At 67.2% G+C, this 19,466-nt stretch carries 15 protein-coding genes; 9 read left to right on the top strand and 6 right to left on the bottom strand.

The window, feature by feature from the left end; translation table 11 throughout:
• Nucleotides 1–5: 5 nt before the first annotated feature.
• Together Poly30_RS24005 and Poly30_RS24000 are read right to left on the bottom strand one after the other, a co-directional pair.
• Nucleotides 6–2,651 carry a 3-keto-alpha-glucoside-1,2-lyase-like domain-containing protein gene (locus Poly30_RS24005; RefSeq protein ID WP_145203560.1) on the bottom strand — a complete coding sequence of 882 codons (2,646 nt, stop codon included), beginning with the start codon at nucleotides 2,649–2,651 and terminating at the stop codon, nucleotides 6–8.
• Between the two features lie 2 nt (nucleotides 2,652–2,653).
• Complete coding sequence (locus Poly30_RS24000; RefSeq protein WP_145203558.1) at nucleotides 2,654–3,715, bottom strand: c-type cytochrome; 1,062 nt, start codon at nucleotides 3,713–3,715, stop codon at nucleotides 2,654–2,656.
• A 346-nt stretch (nucleotides 3,716–4,061) separates the two neighbouring features.
• Between Poly30_RS24000 and Poly30_RS28865 the strand changes: the two genes are divergently transcribed.
• The gene (locus Poly30_RS28865) at nucleotides 4,062–4,325 is read left to right on the top strand and encodes a hypothetical protein (protein ID WP_419190590.1); all 264 of its coding nucleotides are present in this window, start codon (nucleotides 4,062–4,064) and stop codon (nucleotides 4,323–4,325) included.
• A 55-nt stretch (nucleotides 4,326–4,380) separates the two neighbouring features.
• Entirely contained in the window at nucleotides 4,381–5,319 is a 939-nt protein-coding gene (locus Poly30_RS23995; protein WP_419190589.1) for a 5'-3' exonuclease, read from the top strand.
• Nucleotides 5,320–5,326: 7 nt separating this feature from the next.
• On the opposite strand, the gene fbp is transcribed toward Poly30_RS23995, so the two are convergent.
• Complete coding sequence (gene fbp / locus Poly30_RS23990) at nucleotides 5,327–6,328, bottom strand: class 1 fructose-bisphosphatase (RefSeq protein WP_145203551.1); 1,002 nt, start codon at nucleotides 6,326–6,328, stop codon at nucleotides 5,327–5,329.
• Between the two features lie 511 nt (nucleotides 6,329–6,839).
• Here fbp and Poly30_RS23980 point away from each other — a divergent pair.
• The 3 genes from Poly30_RS23980 (at nucleotide 6,840) to Poly30_RS23970 (ending at nucleotide 9,999) form a co-directional block, all read left to right on the top strand.
• Nucleotides 6,840–8,231, top strand: a complete 1,392-nt coding sequence (locus Poly30_RS23980) for a tetratricopeptide repeat protein (protein ID WP_145203548.1) — start codon at nucleotides 6,840–6,842, stop codon at nucleotides 8,229–8,231.
• Nucleotides 8,232–8,288: 57 nt separating this feature from the next.
• A complete protein-coding gene (locus Poly30_RS23975) occupies nucleotides 8,289–8,978 on the top strand; it encodes a hypothetical protein (protein ID WP_145203545.1) in 690 nt (229 codons plus the stop codon).
• A gap of 562 nt (nucleotides 8,979–9,540) precedes the next feature.
• The gene (locus Poly30_RS23970; protein WP_145203542.1) at nucleotides 9,541–9,999 is read left to right on the top strand and encodes a response regulator; all 459 of its coding nucleotides are present in this window, start codon (nucleotides 9,541–9,543) and stop codon (nucleotides 9,997–9,999) included.
• A 34-nt stretch (nucleotides 10,000–10,033) separates the two neighbouring features.
• Here the strand turns inward: Poly30_RS23970 and Poly30_RS23965 are convergent, their stop codons facing one another.
• Together Poly30_RS23965 and Poly30_RS23960 are read right to left on the bottom strand one after the other, a co-directional pair.
• On the bottom strand, nucleotides 10,034–11,416 hold the full coding sequence (locus Poly30_RS23965) for a sensor histidine kinase (protein ID WP_145203539.1): 1,383 nt from the start codon (nucleotides 11,414–11,416) through the stop codon (nucleotides 10,034–10,036).
• Between the two features lie 70 nt (nucleotides 11,417–11,486).
• The gene (locus Poly30_RS23960; RefSeq protein WP_145203536.1) at nucleotides 11,487–13,232 is read right to left on the bottom strand and encodes a DUF7309 domain-containing protein; all 1,746 of its coding nucleotides are present in this window, start codon (nucleotides 13,230–13,232) and stop codon (nucleotides 11,487–11,489) included.
• A 70-nt stretch (nucleotides 13,233–13,302) separates the two neighbouring features.
• On the opposite strand from Poly30_RS23960, the gene Poly30_RS23955 reads away from it, so the two are divergent.
• Nucleotides 13,303–14,820, top strand: coding sequence for a collagen binding domain-containing protein (locus tag Poly30_RS23955; RefSeq protein WP_145203533.1), 1,518 nt, complete (start codon nucleotides 13,303–13,305; stop codon nucleotides 14,818–14,820).
• Here the strand turns inward: Poly30_RS23955 and Poly30_RS23950 are convergent.
• Entirely contained in the window at nucleotides 14,810–15,733 is a 924-nt protein-coding gene (locus Poly30_RS23950; protein WP_419190588.1) for an ABC transporter substrate-binding protein, read from the bottom strand. The two genes, Poly30_RS23955 and Poly30_RS23950, sit on opposite strands and share 11 nt — an antisense overlap.
• 130 nt (nucleotides 15,734–15,863) lie before the next feature.
• Between Poly30_RS23950 and Poly30_RS23945 the strand changes: the two genes are divergently transcribed.
• The 3 genes from Poly30_RS23945 to Poly30_RS23935 are packed head-to-tail and all read left to right on the top strand — an operon-like array spanning nucleotide 15,864 to nucleotide 19,254.
• Nucleotides 15,864–17,339, top strand: a complete 1,476-nt coding sequence (locus Poly30_RS23945) for a hypothetical protein (protein ID WP_145203527.1) — start codon at nucleotides 15,864–15,866, stop codon at nucleotides 17,337–17,339.
• 8 nt (nucleotides 17,340–17,347) lie between these two features.
• On the top strand, nucleotides 17,348–18,466 hold the full coding sequence (locus Poly30_RS23940; RefSeq protein ID WP_419190587.1) for a FecCD family ABC transporter permease: 1,119 nt from the start codon (nucleotides 17,348–17,350) through the stop codon (nucleotides 18,464–18,466).
• On the top strand, nucleotides 18,460–19,254 hold the full coding sequence (locus Poly30_RS23935; protein ID WP_145203520.1) for an ABC transporter ATP-binding protein: 795 nt from the start codon (nucleotides 18,460–18,462) through the stop codon (nucleotides 19,252–19,254). Before Poly30_RS23940 ends, Poly30_RS23935 begins: the two co-directional genes overlap by 7 nt.
• The last annotated feature ends 212 nt before the right edge of the window (nucleotides 19,255–19,466 follow it).

Raw genomic sequence — 19,466 nt, 5'->3', positions numbered from 1 at the left:
AGGCGCTACTTCGTGCGGTAGCGAACGTTCCGGATCTTCATGACCGTGCCGTCGTGGTCGCAGCGGAACGCGAGGCCGCCGGCCTCCGCATGATCGCCGTCGGGATCGACCGTGCGGTTGACCTCGATCCCGTTCAGCGACACCACCACGGTGGTCTCCCCGCCCGCCTCCGGCGTCGTCACGTCGATCTCCAGATCCACCCACGTGTCCGGGGCGATCAGCTCGCTCTTCACCGGCGCACTGAGCTCGCCCGCTCGGATCGAGCCCGTGAGCGCACCGTCTGGGAACGTGGCGTTGAGCCGAACGGCGTAGCCCTGGAACTCATCGGCAGGAACGTCGTGCGCGCGAACGATGACCGCGCCAGCACCGTTCGAGTTCACCTGGACCCGCGCGCGGACCGTGACGTTCTCGAGGTCCTCGAGCGGCGTCCAGAGATAGCCGAGCGCACCTTTTCCAACGATCTCGTCCTGGCCGAGTTCGAAGATGGCATCGCCGACGAGATCCCAGTCATCCCATGTCGCGCTGGCGTCCACGAACGTCCACTCCCCCTCTTCGGAGGGGCGGTCGAGCGGCTTGACCTGGAGGTTGCGCAGCGCGATGAGCCCGTCGCCTTCGAAGCGAATCGGACCGCGCGCGCCCGTGGCGTCGGCGATCTCGATGCCCTCATGAATGGTCTTACCATTCAGCACCACGCGATCGACGAACGCCGGAGAATCCTGCTGCGCCACGCGATAGTAGACGTCCAGCTCTTGCCAGTCGCCAGCCTGCGTGTAGGCAGACTCTGACGGCGGGCTGCCGCCGTACTCCCCACACTTCGCCGGGCTATCGGCGAGCTCGATGGCGCCAACGTCCGGAAGCATCACGCGTCCTCGTCCGCCCTCGGGCAGCATGAACTCGGCGTGCACGTGCGCGTCGCCGAAGCTGCCCCTGGTGACGTAGGCGGACGCGTTCTCCCCGGAGTTGACGAGCGCGCCATTGCCGGTGGACATCGTGAACGTGGTCTTGTCGTTCGTGTCTAGCTTCGCATCCGCGACCTCCCATCCCTCGTACTCGAACTGGCCGAAGGGATCGCCCCACGAAAGCCGCAGGACGCCCGCGTTCGTATCGCCGCGGCTCGGCGGCGGAGGAACGACCTTGGCCACGTAGGCGTTGGTCTTCGCACCGCTCGGGAGCTGGTTGATCGTGTACGCAATGGTGTCGTGGAGAAGCGGCGCGCCCTGTTCCGAGGTCACGCCCGAGAGCTTCAGCCGCACGCACATCGCGGGCAAGAGATCGAACGAGCGAACGACGAGTTTCGTGCGGTCCTCGGAGAGCGTCGCTTCCTCCAGCTCCATGTTCATCGTGTGACGCTCGGGGGATCCGTACTCCCACCAGTAGTCATAGTCGTACTGGGTGAAGTCGACGTTGTCGGTGCTGGGCTCCCAGCCGGCCGCCACGGGCGCGCTGAAGGTCAGCTCGAAGCCGTACGCTCCCCACTCGCCGTCTTCGGTCTCAGGCTCGGGCGAATCGAGGATGGTCATGCCGGCGATCTCCATCGGCGCTTTGCCTGTGTAGCGCACGCGCATGAGTCCGTCGGCGGGCTCGCGTCCACCCCAGCCACGGTTCGTGAGGCCGCAGATCACCGTGCCATCGGGCATCTGGAAGACGCGGTTCACCGAGCCGATCTCCTGGCGCAGCGGCAGGATCCAGCCCTGGGTCTGTCCCTGGACCTCCTCGAAGCCCGCGCGCAGGATCATGCCGTTCGTGAGCTCTGCCACGACGAATTGACCTTCCGGAACGCCGAATTTGCCGCCAGAGCGGTCTTCGAAGAGATTGCCGGTCGAGCGCGACCACTCGTACGGAATCCAGATCGCAGGGGCCTCGCGACCGACCGAAGCCTCGGGCGGCGGGATCTCGTCGTGGGCGAGCTTGCCGCTGGCGCGGTACTTCTCGGTCCAGTTGAGGCTCTTCGGCTGACCGTAGAACGAATCCTTGTGGATGTGATAGATCGGGCTGGACGCAACCCAGTCGCCCTGGTTGTCCGTGACGAACACGCGGTCCTTCGAATCCACCGCGATGCCGTTCGGGCTCCGCACACCGACGGCCCAGGGCGTGACCGTGCCGTCGGGCGAGACCCGTAGCACCCAGCCGCGGTAGGGGACGGTGGAGCGTCCGTGCCACCACTCCGGATCGCCGAAGCTCACGTTGAGGCTCATCCACCAGTTGTCCTGGCTGTCGCGCGGAAGCCCGAACGCGAACTCGTGGTAGTGGCCGCTGACGCCCCAGTCGTTGGCGATCGTCGTGATCTCGTCACAGCGCCCGTCGCCGTCGAGGTCCTTCAGCTTCGAGATCTCTCCGCGCTGGATGACGTAGATCTCGTCGTCCTTGATGTCGAGGCCGAGCCCTTCCCAGAGTCCCTCGTGGAACAGCGTGATCTTCGCGTCCTCGATGTTCTCTGCAAGCGGGTTCTCGACGATCCAGACCTGGCCGCGGCGCGTGGAGACGGCGAGGCGTCCATCGCTGAATCGTCCGACGCCGCCGACCTCGAGGACGCAGCCGTCCGGGGTCCTGTAGGACTCGACGGAATAGACGTCGGCCTCGGTCATCGGAACGGCGGTCGGAACGGTTTCCTGGCAGCCGGCGGCGGCTGCGATAAGCGTGGTGAGAATCATGATCAGCGGTCTCCCCGGGTTGCGCCCGTGATGTCAGCGCGAATCGCGCTCTCCAGGGATTCGGTCCACTCGGCGGCGTGTACGAAGACGGGAGTCCCGTTCTCGAAGGTCATGGCGAAGAGGCCAGGGCAAGGCCTGGTCACGGTGAAAGTGGGTACGGCGGGGTCGGAGTCGGGGAAGGTGAGTTCGGTGACGGGTTCACCGCCGGAGACGTCGATGCGGAGGCCCTTGGCGCTCCCGTTCGCGAGGCAGGAGCGCATCGCCACCGGAACGCCATCGACCATCAGGAAGGTGATGAACTCCTGGCCGCCACCGACGTCCTTGCCGTCCGCGTCAACCAGGTCGAAGTTCAGCCAGACCTGGTTGTCCGCCACCCGCGAGCCCTTGAAGGAGCGGCGTAGCGGCGTGTCGCCGTTCATGGCGTTGAACTGGCCGTTGCTGCCGCCTTCGATGGGCTCCGGTTTCCAGGTCACCTGCCCGAGGGGCTGGAGCTCGGTGCCACCTCGGCCGCCCCAGTCGCGCCGGTCGAGGAAGTCGCCCTGGCGGATCGCCTGGAGCTCCCCGGTCTGCGCTCGGTACTGGAAGGTCGTTCCGTTCGGGAAGCCGACGACGAGGCTGCGTGGTTCGCGGCGGCCACCCTCCGCGAGTGCCGGCATCATTCCATGCACGACCAGTGGGCGCTCGCCCACGGAAAGAACACTCGACCCCGGCGCCACCACGGTTCCAGGGGGCCCGAGCGCGATCACGTAGTTCGCGAGCGCCTGGATCTGATCTTCGGCCAGGGTCTCACCGAAGGCGGGCATCGGCGTTCCGGGGATGCCGTGCACGATCGACCGCACGACGGCTTTCTCCGTGTTGCCGTACGAATAGCCTCCATCGAGGAAGCTACGGGCCGGCCGGTCCAGGTCCGCCGTGCCCTTGCCGTCACCGGTCTCGCCGTGGCAGCTGGCGCAGTTCGCCATGTAGAGCGATCGGGCGTCGGAGGCCAATTCGGGTGGGCTCCAAGGAGAGGCGACCGGCCCCCCAGGGGCCATGAGGAACGTGACGCAGAGCGTGGCGATCATGAAGTCATCAGCGATGAGAGCGGAACGGGTGAATCGCCCCAGAGGATATCGCTTCCCGGGAGTCCCAAGGGCATTTGCCTGCGCTCAGCACCACGCTTGCAGAAGCGGAACGCCGCGGCCCTTCGGGTTCTCCCCATCGGGCCCTCAAGCTTCCTGAAAGGCATGTCGATACGGGACAGGTTCGGCGGCCGCATTCCTCCCCGGGATCATCGGCGGTCGGACTGCCGAGTTCGCCCGTCCCCATCGCCCCTGTTCGACCATGACCTCTTCACCTTCTCCGCAGCGGTCGCAGGATCCCAGCACGTCTGCAGCCCGAGCCGCTCATCGCCACTCGTACAGGGCCCTCTTGACCGACCTGCGCCGGGCAGTCGATCTTCACCTCGCCGGAAACTACGTCGCCGCCGAGGAGCGGCTGCGCTCCGTCCTGCGGGTCGAGCCGATGCTGCCGCAGGCGCACCACCATCTTGCCGTCGTGCTGCATGCGCAGACCCAGTACTCGGACGCGGTGCGGCACCTCACCCTCGCGGCCGAGCTGGATCCCAGTTTGCCCGGCATCCACGAGCGTCTCGAGAACTACACCTGGGACGCTCTCGGGCGTCGCTCGGCCTGAACCCGACGCCTGGCCCCGACGCCCGGGCAGGCGAAGGCTAAGCTGGACGGCCACGATGCCGAACCCAGACGCCAGCCCGAGCGACTCACGCGCCAAGCACGCAGGCCCGCTCTATCTCATCGACGCGAGCCCCTACATCTTCAGGGCGTTCTACTCGTTGCCGTCTTCGATGAAGGACCGGGACGGCCGGCCAGCGAACGCCGCGCGCGGCTTCGCCGACTTCCTGGGCAAGCTCCTGGCCGACGAGTCGCCGACCCACGTGCTCGTCGCGTTCGACGGAAGCCTCACGACGAGTTTTCGCAACGACATCTTCCCCGCTTACAAGTCGAGCCGCGAGCTGCCGGACGAGGCCCTCGTCGCCCAGCTCGAAGCGTGCTATCGGCTGGCCGACGCGCTCGGCTGCTTCACCTGCATCGATGGTCGCTACGAGGCGGACGATCTCGTGGCGACGGCGCGGGCGCGCTTCGACGATTCGTTCGAGGCCTTCGCCGTGGTCACCGCGGACAAGGACCTGACGCAGCTCGTCGACGACCGCACTTCGTTCTACGACTTTGCGAAGGGAGCCAGGCTTGGACCCGCAGAAGTGAGAGCGAAGTTCGGCGTGCACCCGCATCAGATCCGCGATCTCCTCGGTCTGGCGGGGGACAGCGTCGACGACATCCCCGGTGTGCGAGGTGTCGGTCCCAAGACGGCCACCGCGCTGCTGGAGCACTTCGAGAACCTCGAGGCGATCTACGAAGACCTGGGACGGGTCAAGGAGGTCCCCCTCCGTGGAGCCAAGACGCTGGGCGCGAAGCTGGAGGAGCATAGAGACCTCGCGTTCTTATCGAGGGAGCTCGCCACCTGTTCCCTGGAGGCGCCGCTCACCGCGACGTCGCCCGAGAATCTCGCATGGAAGGGCGTCAAACGCCCGGATCTCGACGCTCTTACCGAACAGCTAGGCTATCGCGCCGGGACGCAGCGTTTCGCCCAGCTGCCGGACCGTCCGGCGTAGCGCTGCGCTACTTGGACACGAAGCGAAGCACGTGATCCACTTCGTTCGGGCTTCCGAGGATCACCGGCACGCGCTGGTGCACGGCATCGGGCTGGATCTCCATCGTGCGCTGCGTGCCGGAGTAGGCCTTCCCTCCTGCCTGCTCGATGAGCATCGCCATCGGGTTGGCCTCGTACATGAGACGGAGCTTGCCCTTCGGCGACTTCTTCGTCGGCGGGTAGAGGAACACGCCGCCCTTCATCAGCGTCCGGTGGACGTCCGCGACCATCGTGCCGACGTAGCGCATGGAGTAGCCCTCCCCGTTGGCCCAGTCCACGTAGTCGCGGTAGGCCTCGTCACACTCGCCAAGGTTGGCGGAGTTCATGGAGTACATCTTGTTCGACTCGGGTATGCGCACGTCGTCGTTCACGAGCAGGAACGAACCGATCGCGGGATCGAGCACGAACATCTGCACTCCTTTCCCGGTCGTGAGCACGAAGACCGTCGACGGTCCGTAGAGCACGTAGCCGGCGCCGACCTGGCGGACACCCGGCTGCAGCGCCGAGTCCTCCACGCGGGAGGTGCGACGGTCGTGCTGAAGGATGCTGAAGATCGTGCCGATGCCGCCACAGACGTCGAGGTTCGACGAACCGTCGAGCGGGTCGAAGAGGACGACGTAGGGTCGATCGCCCGACGTGTCGCGGGAGAGGACGATGGGCTCCTCGTCCTCCTCCGACGCGATCACCGCGACGCCAGGGCGCGAGCCGAGCGCGCGGATCAGCGCTTCATTGGCGATGACGTCGAGCTTCTGCTGGTTCTCGCCCTGGACGTTCTCGGAGTTCATGGAGCCCAGCACGTCTTCCAGGCCCGCACGGCGACACCGCGCAGCGATGAACTTCGAGGCGAGCGACAGCGCCGAGAGCACCATCGTGTAGGCGCCGGTCGCGTGGGGGTGCTTGGCCTCCTCGCTGAGAAGAAACGTCTGCAGCGAGGTCAGGTTGTGCCCGGCGGTGAGCTTTTCAGTGGTCATGCTGCGCAAGCCTAGCGGTCCAGGACCCCGCGGGGCCACGACCTCGACTTCGAAAAAGACAGTCTCTCAGCCGTAAAGCTTGCCTGAACCCGGTCCCGGTGGGGGGGCGTCCAGCCCTTTCTCCTTGCGGGGTCGGACGTCTTCTTTTCCTTCACAGATGGCTCCGGAGGAGCGGTACACCGCATCGCAAGGCCAGCCCTGGGACTCGAAGCCGAATAGCCGGCAGCCCCTTGGGCGCGCGGGCTTCCAGGTCGAATAGAGATGACAGCAGCCCACGCAGAGCGCCGTGGGGCTCTTTCTGGACCCGCCCTGGGCGGCTCCTTCGCGATTCCGAGGCTGTCCTGACATCATAAATGGAGCGACTTTTGGCCCCGACGAGGAGTTCGTTGCAGCAGAGGCTGGGATCCCTGGGGATGCCCACTAGGATATCGGCGCTCACCAGCAGAAACGTGCGCGCGAACCGGCCTCAGCCGGCGCCACGTTTCTCGGACGGGCGGGAACACGCTTCATCATGACCCACATCGACGTCGAAATCCTGCGCACGCGCGCGCGCGACGGCGACCCCGAGGCCCAGTTCGACCTGGCACTCCGTTACTCGGAGGGAACGGGCGTGCCCGAGAGCCCGGCCACCGCCTTCCGGTGGCTTTCCAAGGCTGCCGAAGTCGGGCACGTGGAAGCGATGGGCGCCCTCGGGCGCTGCTACCACGGTGGTCTGGGCTGCCCCGAGGATCTGGGGCTGGCGATCGAGTGGTACGAGAAGGCGCTCGGACGCGGCGCCGATGACGTGCATGCGGATCTCGCGCAGGTGCTCTGCGACGAGAGAGCCGAGGCCCACCGGGACATCGAGCGCGCGGTCCGACTCCTCCGCGAGGGCTGGGACCGCCATGAGGATGCCGCCTGCGCGGGCATCCTCTCGGAGCTCTACGAGGACGAGTTCAGGGACGAGGCCGAGTCCTTGAAATGGGCTCGCATCGCCGCCGAAGCCGGCGACGGCGCCGCCATGGTCACGCTCGGGTATCGGCATCGCTTCGGTGAGGGCGTCGAGCGCGACCTCAAGAAGATGCTGTACTGGTATCGCCGCGGCGCCGAGCACGGGGACGCCACGGCGATCGCGAATCTCGCGATCTGCTACCAGAACGGCGAGGGTGTCAAGGTGGACTCCGAGCGCGCCTACGCGCTTCGCGAGGAGGCGGCAGAGATGGGTCACGCGGGCTCGCGGGTCTGGCTGGCGTTCGCGCTCGTCGACGGCACCGGCTGTGAACCCGATCCCGTTCGTGCACGGGGGCTGCTCGAAGAGCTGGCGGAGGACGACCCCGAGGTCGCCCACGATCTGGCCGATCGACTGATCGACGGGCCTGGACTCGATCAAGATGTCGAAGCGGGCCTCACCTGGATGCAGAGCGCGGCCGATCGCGGCTACGCGCCAGCGCTCACCTACCTCGGCGTGCTCGCCTGGTACGGCAAGTTCGTTGAACTGGACCGCGCTCACGCGTTGAGCCTGTACCAGCGCGCGATGGAACTCGGTGATCCCTACGCCGTGGCGAACGTCGGCTTTGCGACGCTCGGCGGCGATGAGGTGCCGCGCGATGCGCAACGTGGGGTCGAGCTGCTCGTGGCCGCGGCCGAGAAGGGCAATGCCCACGCGGCGCTCTGGCTGGCCGAGCGCTGGCTCGAGGGCGCACAGGATATCCCCCGGGATCCCGCGCGCGCGGTGCAGATCCTCGAGACCTGCGTGGCCCACGAAGAGGACGGCGACGTGCTCTTCCATCTGGCCGAGCTGGTCCGCGATGGACGCGGCGTCGAGCGCAATCTCGAGCGCGCGATGGATCTGTTTCAACTTGCCGAGATCAACGGTCGGGACTCGCGGGTCGAGCGCGGGCTCCTTCGGCGCGAACTGCGCTGATCAGGCCGCGCCGCCGGCGAATCCCCGGAACGAAGGAGTCGACGTACGATGGGGTCCATGAACCGCAGGAACATGCTGAGAGCCTCGGGCCTTGTCGGCGCGCTCACGTTACATCGCGCCACGGGGAGCCCGTGGGTCAAAGGGCCTTCCGGTGCCGGGAAGGCGAAGGATCTCGAGCGCGCGGCGGCCATCCTCGCCGCGGCCGAGTCCTTTGGGCGCGGAGGAGGCTACGACAAGAGCTGGTCCTCGTCCGGGTGCCCCGCTCCCGTGGAGCATGAGGGTGAAACGATCCTCCAGGGCTCCGCGAAGGGGACGTACTGCTGCGGCTGGACGTTCGCCGTGGCGATGAAGGCGCTGACCGACGCCGGTGCGCTCAAGAAGAAGAGCGCAGCGGATCTGCGCCGCTTCCAGAAGGTCTGGTTCGGTGCGACGGGCGTGGAGGAGGAGGCCCTGAAGCAGTGCGCGCTCGCGGTCCAGCAGCTGGGAGTCGGCGAGGAGGTGAAGGCCGATGAAGCGATGGCGGGGGACTTCGCTCAGCTCTGGCGCAAGAAGGACAGGCCGTCGGGGCACAGCGTTCTCTTTCTTGGCTGGGTAGAAGTGGCCGGTGAGCGCATCGGTTTTTCCTACCTGAGTTCCCAGGGTTCCACGGACGGTATCGGCCACGCGGTCGAATACTTCGCCGATGCGAAGGCCGGCCACGGTCGGGTCGACCCGGAAAGGCTCTACTTCGCGCGTCTTGCGCTCTGAATGATCCGGACCAGGCGTCAACGATACGCTCGGCTCGCGACGTGACGAGGTGCTGCTGGTCCGGCACTTCGAGGCGGGCGCCGATCAGGGCGCCGATCAGGGCTCCGGTGAGCGGTCCCTGGAAGCGCTCACCGGCCGGGCCGTATCGCAGCACCCCTGACCGTTCGTCATCGACTGGCCAGCTGGCAGACGGCGCTTCCCATGTGACATCCGCGCCCGCGGCGAGAAATGCGAGTTCCTCGCGTTGGGCCAGCGGCGGACGACCTGGCCCGAGAAGGGTTCATAGCGCGATCGCGAGGGCCACGGGGGTGATCATGGGAGATAGTTGGGGAGACGGGACCGCCGCGCTCGACGTGGCCAATCGAGGAAGACCTGGGCAGTGACGCAACGAAGCGGCGAATCTCGCGCCAGAGAGCAAAAGCGAGCCCTGCCTCGAATTTCATCCGAATCTCAGTCAGGGAGTAGGTCGCTGGTAAACTCTCGGGTGTTCGCTCCAGCGAGCAGGGGGGGGTCGCGTCGATCACATCCTGCCTGCTCTTTCCCTTGCTCCTTACATCGCGCCATGACAGCCACAACGACTTCGAGTCAGCCTTTGACCGTACTGCTCGTGGAAGATGACGACATCGATGCGATGGCAGTGACGCGGATGTTTCGGAAGGTCCCGGGGGAGATTCCGATCACCGTCCAGCGCGCCGTCAACGGGGCGGATGGACTCGCTCAGCTGCGTCAGCTCGTGTCCGATCGAGCCGGGCCGCTGATGGTTCTCCTCGACATCAACATGCCGCTCCTGAACGGGCATGAGTTCCTCAGCGCTGTCCGCGCTGACAAGGCGCTCGAATCGACCATCGTCTTCATCTTGACGACGTCGATCGATCCGAAAGACGTCGAGAACGCGTACCGATCCCACGTGGCCGGTTACTTGCCGAAGACGGCCAATCCCAAGGCCGGAGCCAAGGTGGGACAGCTGCTCCGCGAGTACGCGGACGCCGTCCTGTTTCCGATGCCTCGTGCCATTCAGTAGCGACGCCGAGCCGGGCTGTCACCACCTTCAGCCTTCAGGACGGGAGCCGCGCCGCCTGCTTCGCGGAGGGTAGGCGAACGACGAACCGGCACCCGCTCTCATAGCTGGTGTCCACTTGAACCGACCCCCCGTGGCCATCGACGATGGCCCTGACAAGTGCGAGGCCGAGTCCAAATCCGGCGTATTCGCTCTGGGGGCCATGCAGTCTTTGCATCGGCTCGAAGATCTGCGCGGCATACGCTGCTTCCACCCCGATTCCGTTGTCCGTGATGGAGAACTCCGTCCAGGCATCGGTCGAGCTGGAGGAGATTCGAATCTCAGGAGAGCTGCCGGCGTGCCTGTACTTCAGCGAGTTATCGATGAGATTCGTGAACACACGCTTCAGGAGCTCGCGGTCCGCGTAGCAAGCGCTCAGCTCGTCGACCGTGATCGTCGCCTCTGCTTCGGAGATCTCCTGCGCCATGGAGCCGAGGACCTGCGCCACGACCACTTTCGCGTCCAGCACCTCCGCCCGCACGACCTGGAACCCATCTCTGGTGAATTCCAGGAGACGGCGAATCAGATGGTTCATGCTGGCGGTCTCCTTTTCGATCAGGGCCACCTGCTCCATCGTGTGAACCTCGTTGCCCGGTTCATCCGCGATGAGCTCGCAGAAGAACTGCACGTGCCGGATCGGCTTGGCCAGGTCGTGGGACGCGATACCGGCGAACTGCTGCAGCGCGGCGTTCGCGCGGGACTTGGCCTCATGACTCTTGAGTAGCGCCTCGTGGGAGGCCTCGAGCTCGGCGTTGTTTCTCCGCGCCATGGAGTTGGCCGTTCCGATCGCGAGGAACGCGAGCAGGCTGAGTCCCAGCAGGGAGGCTGTGCTCAGGGTCGTCCGGCTTGCAGCGACCATCCGCTGGTGGACTGCTTCCGTGAGCGTCTCACGTGAGGCCTTCAGCTCCTCGAGCGCAGCAGAGTCATCGAAGCGCACACGTTGGTCGATGGCCTCGGCGGTCAGCCCTTGCCGCGCGAGTTCCCTCACCTCGTCCAGGCGTTCTGTATAGGCTTCCACCATCGCACGGGTGTGCTTCCACCCGGCCCCCAATCCCAGCGCCTGGCTCTTTTCCTCCAGCTCGAGGGCACGGTCGAGGGCGAGCTGAGCATCCTTCGAAGCTGCTTCCAGGTAACCCGGCTCGGAAGGCCTGAGTACGGCGTTCTTGAAGTCGTGGATGAGTCCGCCGAACCCTACCGCGCGCTCGAACTTCAGCTCCGTCACGTAGGTGTCGGAAATCACGGTACTGAGGTCGCGGAGAGTGGCCTGGGCGCGCAGGATCGTTCCCACGCCCACCGCGAGCATCAGGCCCATGAGGAGGATGAGCAGCGGCCATCCGGCCAGCTGTTTCAAGGAAGGCTTCGTGACCTGTTCCGCGTTCATGGGTCGTGACGGATACGACAAGGTGGGCGTGGGGCGAGGGAGGGGCACGAATCCGACCTACTATCGAGCCTCATTTGATTCGTTGGAGGGCCGCCTCCAGTTGCGGCACGGACTGTAGCCAGATGGCACCGAGCGCGGCGCCTTTGGATCGCAGGAGTTCATGGGAAGGACTTGCGCCCAGCGCCTTGGCGATCCGTGACCGCTGGTCCTCGCGTCTTTCGGCGATCGAGGGAAATCCGGCCATGGAGAACGCATGGTAGTCTCCGAGCTCGTAGTGTCGCATCAACAGGGAGTGGCCGCTGAACCGACCCGCATCGTCGAGATCGATCTCGACGGGAAAATTCCTTCCGTCGAGGAGGTCGGTCGCTGTGTGGCCATCGCCGGAGAGTTCGAACAGCGAGACGACGGCGTTTCTTCTGCATTCCAGCGCGGAGATTTCCGCCTCACCGAGTTTCCCGGACCGGCGCGCTTCCTCGAGGTAGTCGTCCAGCACCGTGCGTCCGTTGCCCGTGAAGACGTGATCTTCGAGCGCGTAGCCGAGGAACGCCTGCATGGCGCCCATCGAGGCCATCAGCTCGAGAACCCGGGCTTGGCCCCGCGCGCCGCCCCAGTAGCGCTCCGTCGCCTCCGTCAAGGCGCCCGTCTGCTCGGCATCGATCACGAGGTTCGCACCCGTATAGCGAAAGGCCGCTTCCCAGTCGTCTTCGCTCATCAGCTGCGACGGGAAGTTCATCGGCATGTTCTCGCCTCCGATCGCATCGAGTGCACGGAGCGTGTTGGCGAGTCGGGCGCGCGGCGTGCCTCCGTGGTCCCGCGTTTCGTCATCGACCTGGTGCGCCAGAGAGCCAGCGAAGTCACCGAGGTGTGGGTGAATCCCGAGCGCGCGGCAGAGCGGGAAGGCGACGAGCGCGAGGCGGGCGCTCTCCATCATGAGGCCCTCCGGGATGTGTCCATGTGCTTCGAAGAGTCGAAGCAGAACGGCTTCCAGTGGCTGCCCCTCGTCGTCGTCGTCCTCGATCTCGGAAGCGACGAGGCGCTGGCCCTTCGGATCGTGAAGAAGCAGGACGTGTGCGTCAGCAGCCACCTTCGGCTCGTCCCGGCCCTCCGAGCGGAAGCTGCTGATGGCGAGGAGGCTCTTCTCCCGCGGAAGCGCCTCCGCAGCCGCGATGACGTCGCGCGCGACGGCGTAGGGGGCTGGCAGATCGCCGTTCGCGTCCGGCCAGTCGACGACGTCCACTTCCACTTCGGGAAGCTCTGGATCTTCGAAGGCCTCGGGATCGTCGCCCGGGACGATCAGGAGAAGGGCCGCTTCGTCCCCGTCGGCCAGGTTCGGCGGGAAGAGCCTGCCGGAGGAGAGCGCCTCGACGACCGCGTGTGCGCAGTAGCCGAGGATCGTGCCCTCGCTGCGTTTGATCGGGCGGATCTCACCGCCGGCATCGGTCGCGGCGAACTGCGGTGCGGGTCGTCCCCCGCTCGGGCGGAACGCGGCCGCCTTCCAGACCTTGCGGAATTCCGGCTGGATCTGCCCTGGCGGCAGGAAAACGAGGCTCAGCGCGCTTCCCGGCCGGAACGACTCGATCTCATCGTCGGAGGCTTCGGGATCGTGGAGTTTCGCGAGGCGACGGAACCCCTGCGGCTCCAGGGAAACCTCGATCCCCTTCACGTCGACCGTGTCGCCGAAGACGGTCACCGCGAATGGGCGAGCATGCCCCGGGACCTTCACGAGGAAGACGGAGCTTTCGCCCACCTGGGACCATGGCTCGAGCCGCTGGAGTTCGGTGGCCAGTTGAAGGAGTCGCTGGGGCTGGGTCGGCATCGAGCTGGATAGACGTGGTGGAAAAATCCCTTTGTAGCGTGTTCTTCGGCGGCCCATTAGGCTCAAGGGGATGAAGTGGGTGCAATCGCCAAGAGCGCTCCTTGTGCTTTCGGCGATAGTGCTGGTGGTGCTGGTCGTGGGCGCCGCGTGGCGCTCGGGACCGGAGGATCTGTCCGTGACGGTCGTCGCTCGAACGGGCGAGGCTCACGCGGCAGAACGAGCGAAGCCCGCGGGCACGGCGCTCGCGTCCGTCCTTGCCGATTCCGTGGAGCCGGGTGCGCGTGAATCGCTGAGTGTCTCCCGCGCGGCCGCCGCGCTCGATGTGGCCGACGATTCCAGTCGGCTCAGCGTTCGGGTCAAGTCGGGTAGGAGACCTGTGCCCGGCGCGGATGTCAGCGTTCGCGTGGGGGACGAGCCGATCAGCGGCGACGCCGCTCGCACCGACCGTCGCGGGCGTACCCAGCTCGACGTGATGCCCGGCACCGCTGTGGAGATCGTCGTGAGGGCGCGGGGCACCGCGGCAGAGGTCCGGCAGGCCGTGACGACTCCTCCGCCAGGCGAGCGCCGAACGGTCGTCGTGGATCTCTCAAGCTACCGTTCGACGCTCCCGGTGAAGATCCAGGTGGTCTCCTATCCCTCCGGGCTGCCGCTCTCGGGCGCCCGCATCCGGTTCGAGCCGAAGTTCAGGCCACGGGACTGGGCGCCCGTCGATGCACGGACGGACGCCAAGGGATTCGCGAGCGTTCCCTGGCTGGCGGACGGGTCGTACGTGGTATCCGCCCAGGGACATGGTCAGGTGGAGGTGCCGTCGCCGACCGACGCGGAGCGGGAGAGCGTGTGCGTCGAGCTGCCCGAGGACGCACGTCTGTACGGGCAACTCGTTCAGGACTCGGTTCAGGGAGACCATGGGCCCGTTCCGCCGGAACTGCGTGTGGTCGAAGGTGAGAGCCTCGAGGAGGTGCGGCCGAGACAGAGGAGCGTGTCCGGGAGTACGAAGGGTGCCCTCGAGCAAGCGGAATGGACGGACGCCACGTTGGAGCCATGGAAGGGCGCGGGCGTCGGACACGCCAAGTTCTTCATCGACGAATCAGGGCGGTGGCGCATCCGCGGCCTCCGGTTTCGGTCGCCTGGAGAGACGAAGCACCTCTCCCTCATGGTGAGCCACACCGGCGGCGAGCGTACGCTCGCCACGGGGATCGAGGTGCGACCGGGCGCTCTGATCGAGGTCCAGGACATCTACGCAGACGCGCCGTCCGTCGATCTGCAGCTACGGGACGCGTCCGGCAGCGTGAGTACAGGAGGCTTTCGGGTGACCCTGGAGCGCACGGAAACGGACCAGGGCGTGCTCGAGCACACGGCCTGGATCGACGAGACAGGCCGTCTCTTTCTGCCTCGATTGCCGAAGGGGCGATGGCTCGTTTCGCAAGAGGCGCGCTTCGTCACGCGCAACAGGAAGTATGGCGAACGGCTCGTCAAGCAAGCCGCCGCGGAGTTCGGGGTCTTCGACCACCTGGGGCCCCGAGCCTACGACCTGGTGCTGAAGGAAGAGCCGACCGCCTCCGGCCCGGTCCCGATTCTCACTCGCTGAGCGCGTCGCCCTGACGGGCGATCTCTTCCGCGGCATCGACGATCGAAACCGAGCCGGACGCATGGAGCGCCTCCGGCAGGACGATGAATCGCCTCGCCTGAATCGGCGCGACCGAGGCCAGGGCGCCGGCGTTCACTAGGGACTCCGCGCTCTCGCTGGTCCCCATGTCCTCGTCGCCCAGCGCCAGCACCGCGTCGAACTCCAGCGCGAGGATTTGCTCGAACGTCAGGTTGCCGTAGCCCTGGATGCCCGACTCCACCGCGACGTTGACGAAGCCCGCCAGCTCCAGCGCCAGGTCCAGGGTCGTGCCCTTCCCCGAGGTCGACCCACCGCCGCCGTAGTTCGCGTAGGGCAACACGCGGAGCCTTCGGGCGCCCCGCGAGCCGAGCGCGACCCGTCTCGCTTCCAGTGAGGCGATCAAGCGCTCGCCCGCCTCGCCAGCACCGACTGCGTCCGCCATCGCTTCGCCCGCGGCGAGCAGCCCGTCCCAGGTCGTGGGTTCGGGAACTTCGATGACGGTCGCGTCGCTCATTCGGATCCGCTTGACCGCGGCTTCGCTGGAGGTGGAGGAGACGAGCACGAGATCGGGCTGAAACCCGAGGGCGACCTCGCTCGTGAGCCGCTCGTAGCGCGGCCGCGCGGCCCATGCCTCAGGGTCGAGCCGGATCGTGGACCAGCGCTCCGCCTGGACGGGCACTGCGACACAGCGCTCAGGCTCGACCCCGAGCGCTGCCAGCCAGTCCATGGCCGTCACGGATCCCGGAAGGATGCGACGGGGAACGCCGTCGGCTGCCTCGGCGGCAACCGAGGATGCCGCCGAGGCGTCCCTCGTTTTCGCTCCATCGCTCCGCAGCACGATGACCCCGATCAGAGCGGCGAGCAAAGCAAAGGCGGAGACGGTTCTGATACCCATGGTGATCATTTTTCCCGAGGAACGTGCGGTCCGGTGCAAAGGGCTTCGAACGGGACCCTTCAATTCCTAGCATGAGTCTACGGAGGGCTGGCCAGTGGCGCCCCGCACGAACTCTTCATCCGTCATTCCCATGAGCGCACTCTCCCGTCCCCAGCCCCCTTGCCAGGTGCCCCGCCTGTGCCTGCTGGCGCTGCGCGAGGATGATGACCCGATTCCGTTTGCGCTGAGCGTCATCGCCTCCGCTCGGGCCGAGGGACTGGAGGTTTCGGTCTGCACGATTGGTGCGGATCGCAACCTTCCCGATGCGGGACCCCAGGCGCGTCTCGCCGCCGCGTCGGGGCACGCGGTCCATCGCATCGACGTCAACCTCATGCCCGCGCCTTCCATCCAGGGCGTCGTGACGCGCGCGGGCGCCAATGTCGACTTCGTGATCGTGCTCGCCTTCGAGGCGGCCCATGCTCCGTCCATCCAGCTCCCCGCTTTCGTCGACGTCCAGCACGCGCTCGGCTCTCCCGTGGTGCTCTGCGCGAACGCAACGGGCTCGACGGCCCTCGCGAGCCGCACGCAGTTGGCGCTGGAGTTCTTCCGGGCGCGCGGGATCGAGACCGTCCCCATGGTGTTGCTGGCTGGCCATGACAGCGCGAACCGAGCCGCTGGCATCGAGGCCGCGACCGGCCTCGCGGTGCTGCAGCTCGCAGAGCGTACTTCCCTCGCCACGGGAACGTCCGAAGGGCGTCTGAAGGGGATCGACCTCGACCGCCTCGTCGAGCATTCCCGCAGCGCGCCCGCGGAGTCCACCCGACTCCTGGAGCGCCACCCCGCAGCCCACCGGGGCCGTCGCGCGCGCATCGGTGTCGTGATGGACGACTGCTTCGATCTCTACGACGAGGAAAGCCTTCTGCAGTTCGAGCTGGCCGGGGCCGAACTCTGCCCGTTGCCTGCCATGTCGGGGGCGAGTGCCGGTTCGTTCGCTGGCTCTCCCGTCGGGGCGGCCGAACGCCTCGCGCTGATCGACGAACTCGACGGTCTGATCGTGGGCGACGGGCGGGTCGAGAAGTTCTCCGCGGCGCTCAGCGCCGAGCGCGTCTTCCGCGAGCGCCTGCGGAAGAGGATTCAGAGCGGGCTGCCGACGCTCGCGAGCGGCGGCGGCTTCGCCTACCTCACGCGGGGTCTGCGCACGCTCTCCGGCACGCTGCATCCGATGCTCGGCGTGATCGACGCCGAGGCCGTCGAACTGCAATCGCGTCCTTCGTTCGGACACGTCGAGGTCGAGACGCTCGTGGACACGCTGATCGGCGCGCCCGGCTTGCGTTTGCGCGGTTTCGTCCAGCGCTCCTGGCTCGTGCGCGGCGTGGCGCCGGAGATGCGCGGTATCTACGCGACGGTCAGCGGTCCGCGCGACGAGGGCTGTGGCCGCTACGATCTCCTGGCGACGCACTTCCGCCCGTACTGGCCGAGCTGCCCCGGTGCCGCAGAGACCTTCATCGACCGCTGCGTTCGATCGAGCGTCGTCGCCGAGCGAGCACTGCGCGAGCAGGCCGTGGATCTTCAGTCGGCGGATGCTCCTGCGCCGGCGTCTGACCAGCCTGACGACGCCGGCCACTGATGTCAGCGATGTCCGACGGGAAGTCCAGCGCAGCCGTACGTCCTCGCCGGACCTGGCAGATCGCTCTGTTCCTCGGCGCGGTCGTGCTCCTCCTCGTGATCATGCGCGTGCAGGTCGGGACGGCCGAGGGCTTCTCGCTGAGTTTCCACAGCGCGCTTTCCGCGATCGGCGGCTACTTCGGATTCGGCGCGGGGCTCGACGCAGCGCCCCAGCTGATCGCGTCGGGCAGGCTGCTGGACGCGGTGACGGCTGCGCTCGTCGGCGCGGCGCTCGGGCTCTCGGGTGCGCTGTTCCAGGGGCTCTTCCGCAACGAGCTGGCGTCGCCCGGTCTCATCGGCGTGACGTCGGGCGCGGCGCTCGGCGCGATGATCGGCATCCTCATCATCGGTGGTATGGCCGATGGTTTCGCGGGCGACGGGCTCGGCGTGATGCCGGCCGCCATGAAGAACGGTCCGCTGGTCGTGACGTCGTTCAGCTTCGCGGGCGCCCTCGGATGCGCGCTGTTCGTGGCGCTGCTCGCGACGCGCGGCGGGCGCATCTCGGTGCCGACGCTGCTCTTGGTCGGCGTCGCGATCAACGCCTGCCTCGGCGGCGTGCTCGCCGCGGCCCAGGACTACCTGCTGCGCGAGGAGTGGCACCTCGCGCAGGCGCTCTTCAGCTGGCTCTTCGGATCGCTCACGGATTCCACGCCCCAGCGCATCGGCGTGGTGGCGGGCGGACTCGCGGTGGCGCTCCTCGCCGTGCCGCTCGTCGCCCACGAGCTGGATCTCTTCGCGAGCGGCGAAGAAACGGCGCAGTCCCTCGGCGTCGCCACGCTGCGCACCAAGCTGATCGTGCTCTGCGCCGCCTCGGTCGCGGCGGCGGCGGCCGTTTCGGTCGCGGGGCAGATCGCCTTCGTCGGCCTCGTGGTGCCGCACGTCTTGCGGCTGACGACCGGCACGCGCCACGGTTCTCTCCTCCCGCTTTCGGCCCTCGGCGGCGCGGTGTTCCTGCTGGGTGCGGAGACGCTGAACGTCAGCTTGCTGGGCGGCCAGGCGCTGCGTCCCGGTATCGTGCTGTCGCTGATTGGCGGTCCGTTCTTCCTGGTGCTGCTTCTGCGCCGCAGCCGCGAGGTGTCGTCGTGGTGATCCTGAGCGCCAGCGGCCTGTCGTTCGCCTACGAGGGGGGAGAGGACGTCGTCTCCGATGTCGATTTCACGGTCGGCAAGAGCGAGACCATCTGTGTGCTCGGCCCGAACGGCGCGGGCAAGAGCACCCTGTTGCGCCTGCTCGGTGGACTGCTCGTGCCGCGCACCGGGACGGTCCAGCTGGGCGATCGCCCGATCGCTCGGTACAACGCGAAGGCGAGGGCCCAGGAGATCGCGCTGGTTCCGCAGGCGCTCTTCTCCCTGCCGGACCTGTCGGTGCGTGACTTCGTCAGTCAGGGCCGCTACGCCTATCGCACGCTGTTTCGGCCCGAGAGCGAGGCGGACCGCGAGGCGGTGCGGCGCGCGCTCGACGAGGCGGACCTGAGGGACCTCGGCGCTCGCGCGCTCGATTCGCTCTCGGGGGGCCAGCGCCAGCGCGCGCTCGTCGCTCGGGCGCTCGCCCAGGAGCCGCGGCTCGTGCTGGTCGACGAGCCGACGAATTCGCTCGATCCGCGGCACCAGGTGCAGGTCTTCAAGGTCATCGCAGGTCTGGGCTGCGCCGGGCGAGCGGCCGTGATCGTGACCCACGACCTGAACCTGGCAAGCCAGTTCGCCTCGCGCGTGGTGCTGATGGACGCGGGCCGGGTGGTCGCATCGGGGTCGGTGCACGACGTCCTGCGGCCCGAGGTCCTGCATCCCGTGTACGGCGAGCACCTGGCGTTCGGCTCGAGATTCGTGAGCGGGTGGGGCGAGGATCGGCCCTACGTGCTCTCCTGGCAGCAGCCTTGACGATTTAGGCCGCGTGGCTCCGCCGGAGGAGCCCATGGGGAAGCCGGACGACTCCCCATCCCTCCCAAGGCCGACGCGCCTCCCAACCTCCGGGGCCTTCCGCTTCCTAGCCTGGACTATTCACGAGTGGAGCGGTCTGGGCTTCAATCGCGCCCAAGTGAGTGGAAGACGCGGCGGCAGGGTCCAGATCAGGCAAGACCGACGCCGATTGT

Source organism: Saltatorellus ferox (assembly GCA_007751475.1).
Taxonomy (GTDB): Bacteria; Planctomycetota; UBA1135; order UBA1135.
This window is presented reverse-complemented; position numbering and strand designations above follow the sequence as displayed.